Source organism: Hydrogenivirga sp. 128-5-R1-1 (genome assembly GCF_000171895.1).
Genome location: NZ_ABHJ01000047.1, coordinates 1 through 4,329 on the forward strand (window position 1 = coordinate 1; position 4,329 = coordinate 4,329).

General features: G+C 54.1%; 1 protein-coding gene, 2 tRNA genes and 3 rRNA genes. All 6 read right to left on the minus strand.

Annotated elements, in window-relative coordinates:
• Positions 1-579 (minus strand): class I tRNA ligase family protein (locus HG1285_RS05805; RefSeq protein WP_008288298.1); only part of this gene is annotated, 579 nt, incomplete at its 3' end.
• Positions 580-747: 168 nt separating this feature from the next.
• Positions 748-864 (minus strand): 5S ribosomal RNA (gene rrf, locus HG1285_RS17650).
• 39 nt (positions 865-903) lie between these two features.
• A 23S ribosomal RNA gene (locus tag HG1285_RS17655) occupies positions 904-3,867 on the minus strand.
• Positions 3,868-3,921: 54 nt separating this feature from the next.
• Positions 3,922-3,994: transfer RNA gene (locus HG1285_RS05800), tRNA-Ala, on the minus strand.
• An 11-nt stretch (positions 3,995-4,005) separates the two neighbouring features.
• Positions 4,006-4,079: transfer RNA gene (locus tag HG1285_RS05795), tRNA-Ile, on the minus strand.
• A gap of 66 nt (positions 4,080-4,145) precedes the next feature.
• Positions 4,146-4,329 (minus strand): 16S ribosomal RNA (locus tag HG1285_RS17660); the annotation flags it as partial.

Sequence of the window (4,329 nt, forward strand, 5' to 3'; positions counted from 1 at the left end):
TTCCTCTTCATATTCAACTTCCAAATCAGATATGGCTGTTCTATCTTTTGGGTCCCAGTTAACTATATAAGGAGCCTTAAAAATATAACCATTTTTATAAAGATTTGAAAATGCGTATCTAACAGCCCTGGCAAAACCTTCATCTAAAGTAAATCTTTTCTTGGACCAATCACAAGAAGCACCTAATCTTTCAATCTGCTTTTTTATAGCATCTCTTGCTATCGGTACCCATTCCCAAACTTTCTGTATAAACTTTTCTCTTCCAAGGTCAAATCTATTTATACCTTTTTCTTCAAGCTGCCTTGTAACAACCCACTGAGTAGCAATTCCTGCATGGTCAAATCCAGGAAGCCAGAGTGTATTAAAACCTTTCATTCTTTTATATCTTACAGATATATCCTGAAGGGTCATATTAAGGGCATGTCCAATATGAAGTTTACCGGTAACATTAGGAGGAGGCATTACAACTGAAAAAGGTTCTTCTGAATTTTCAGGATTAGCAAAAAATAGATTATTTTCAAGCCACTGTTTATACCATTTTTCTTCTATTAAATTGGATTTATATTCAGATAAAGGCACTTTTGACCTCCTGATAATAAAAAGTAAAAAACTAAATAATTATTATACCATTTGGAAAAACAGAAAATTAAATAGGCAATAAGTAAGAAATTAACCAAGATTTGAAAATAAATTTAGGAGATATAAAAGAGAGAGGAATACAAAAGATAAAAATAGAAGAGATTAAGACCCTGGCAGCGACCAACTTTCCCGACCGGTCTCCCGGCCAGTATCATAGGCGCAGAGGGCTTAACTGCCGGGTTCGGAATGGAAGCCGGGTGTTGCCCCTCCGCTATGGCCACCAGGGAAATGGCGATAGAATAAGGGACAGAGATTAAGAAGTAAGAGGCCAAGCCTCACGGGCGATTAGTACCACTCGGCTGCACCCGTTGCCGGGCTTCCACCTGTGGCCTATCAACGTGGTAGTCTCCCACGGCCCTTCAGGCACCATAAGGTGCGGGACGCCTTATCTTGAGGTGGGCTTCACGCTTAGATGCTTTCAGCGCTTATCCCATAGCAGGATAGCTACCCAGCGCTGCCCTTGGAGGACAACTGGTACACCAGAGCCTGCCTCACCCCGGTCCTCTCGTACTAGGGATGACTCCTCTCAAGCGTCCTGCGCCCGCGGCGGATAGGGACCGAACTGTCTCACGACGTTCTGAACCCAGCTCGCGTGCCGCTTTAATGGGCGAACAGCCCAACCCTTGGGACCGGCTACAGCCCCAGGATGCGACGAGCCGACATCGAGGTGCCAACCCCCGCCGTCGATGTGGGCTCTCGGGCGGGATTAGCCTGTTATCCCCGGAGTAGCTTTTATCCGCTGATCACACGCCCTTCCACGCGGAACGTGTGGGTCACTAAGCCCCGCTTTCGCGTCTGCTCGACTTGTCAGTCTCGCAGTCAGGCACCCTTATGCCTTTGCACTCTAACGGTGGATTTCCGACCCACCTGAGGGTACCTTTGGGCGCCTCCGTTACCCTTTAGGAGGCGACCGCCCCAGTCAAACTGCCCGCCTGACACTGTCCCCGCGGAGGATTACTCTGCTGGGTTAGATTACCCACACGTCCAGGGTGGTATCTCACCGGCGCCTCCATCCCCCCCGGAGGGGGGACTTCCCAGGCTCCCACCTATCCTGCGCAGGACGCGCAGGCAATCAATGCCAGGGTACAGTAAAGCTTCACGGGGTCTTTCCGTCCTGCCGCGGGTAGTCGGCATCTTGACCGACACTACAATTTCGCCGGGACTCCCCTCGAGACAGCGTGGCGATCGTTGGACCATTCATGCAGGTCGGAACTTACCCGACAAGGAATTTCGCTACCATAGGACCGTTATAGTTACGGCCGCCGTTTACCCGGGCTTCGGTTCTGGGCTTGCACCCATCCCCTTAACCTACGGGCACTGGGCAGGTTTCACACCGCATACTTCCTCTTACGAGTTTGCGCAGTGCTGTGTTTTTGGTAAACAGTCGCCGCCACCTGGTTTCTGCGACCCGCTTCCGCACCGTAAGGCACGGCTTGCGGGCACCCCTTCTCCCGAAGTTACGGGGTCAATTTGCCGAGTTCCTTGAGGAGAGTTACCCCGACCGCCTTAGGCTACTAACCCAGTCCATCTGTGTCGATTTGCGGTACGGTCGGCTATGCTTCAACGGCCGCGACGTTATTTCTTGGCAGCCTGGGGTCACCCCCGTTGGGAAGGTCTATGCCTTCCCTCCCCATCACCTTTCAGGCTTGATGAGGGACGGATTTGCCTATCCCTCACCCTACGGGCTTAGAGGAGACAATCCAGAGCCTCCCGAGGGCTACCCTTCTGCGTCACGCCTCGGCCTCCACATAGCCGGCGCAGGAATATTAACCTGCTTCCCATCGGCTACGCCTCTCGGCCTCGCCTTAGGGTACCGGCTAACCCGACCCTGATTTACATTGGATCGGAAACCTTGGACTTCCGGCGGACAGGTTTCTAACCTGTCTTCGCTGCTACTCATGCCAGGATTCTCACTACCCTGCAGTCCATGCCTCCTTCCGGTAGCACTTCATCCCGCAGGGTACGCTCCCCTACCGATTGCCATAAGGCAATCCCGCAGCTTCGGTGGTACGCTTAGCCCCGCTAAATTTTCGGCGCAGAGCCCCTCGACGAGTGAGCTGTTACGCACTCTTTAAAGGATGGCTGCCTCTAAGCCAACCTCCTCGCTGTCTTAGGAGCTCTACCTCCTTCTCCACTTAGCGTACACTTTGGGACCTTAGCTGGCGATCTGGGTTGTTTCCCTCTCGACTACGGAGCTGATCCCCCGCAGTCTCACTGCCCGGCTATCTATCCCGGCATTCGGAGTTTGGTTGGGTTCGGTACCCCTTTCGGGGCCCTAGCCCAATCAGTATCTCTACCTCCGGGAAGAAACACCGGACGCTGCACGTCGATGCATTTCGGGGAGAACGAGCTATCACGGAACGCGATTGGCTTTTCACCCCTATCCACAGCTCATCCAACGGTGTTGCAGCACCGACTGGTTCGGGCCTCCAGACGGTGTTACCCGTCCTTCACCCTGGCCATGGATAGATCGTTCCGCTTCGCGTCTGCAGCATGCGACTTTAGCGCCCTTGTTAGGACTCGGTTTCCCTACGGCTTCGCCTATCGGCTTAACCTCGCCGCATGCCACAACTCCCTGGCTCATTTTCCAAGAGGCACGCAGTCAGGCTTTAACGCCCTCCCACTGGCTTGTAGGTCCATGGTTTCAGGTTCTCTTTCACTCCCCTTCCGGGGTTCTTTTCACCGTTCCCTCGCGGTACTTTGCGCTATCGGTCAGCCAGGAATATTTAGCCTTACCCGGTGGTCCGGGCTGATTCCCACCACCTTTCACGGGGGCGGTGGTACTTGGGAGCGTATCCCAGGGAGACCAGCAGGTTTCGCATACGGGGCTTTCACCCTCTATGGCGCAGCTTCCCAGCTGCTTCTGCTACCTACTGGTTTTGTAACTCCCCGAGGGGCCGGCAGTCCCCTCCGGATACGTCCCACTACCCCCAGCGGGCTAAGGCTGCCGCCATGGCACCCGCTGGGTTTGGGCTCCTCCCCGTTCGCTCGCCGCTACTGAGGGAATCGCTTTCGCTTTCTTTTCCTCGGGCTACTAAAAGGTTTTACTTCGCCCGGTTCGGCTCCCGCTTCCGCGGGATACTGTCCCTTCAGGACAGTGGGTTTCCCCATTCGGGAATCCACGGATCATTGCCTGCTTGCGGCTCCCCGTGGCTTTTCGCAGCTTGCCACGCCCTTCATCCCTTCTGGCTGCCGAGGCATCCACCATGGACCCTTAGCAGCTTGGCCTACTCTTACTTCTTAAGCTCTCTGTCCCTTATTCTATTGCCAAGTAGCCTTCTATGGAGACGAGGGGATTCGAACCCCTGACCTTCTGCGTGCAAAGCAGATGCTCTCCCAGCTGAGCTACGTCCCCTTCTTCTATTATGGGCCTTGGTGGACTCGAACCACCGACCTTACCCTTATCAGGGGTACGCTCTAACCGTCTGAGCTAAAGGCCCCTCAGCAAGTAGGCCCTTAGCAAATTAATAGGAGAGCCAAATGTGCTTCTATCTCTTTTTCCCTTTAAAGGAGGTGATCCAGCCGCAGGTTCCCCTACGGCTACCTTGTTACGACTTCGCCCCAGTCGCTGGGCCCATCATCGGCCCCTGCCTCCCTTGCGGGTTGGCCCGGGGACTTCCGATGAACCCAACTCCCGTGGCGTGACGGGCGGTGTGTACAAGACCCGGGAACGTATTCACGGCGGCATTG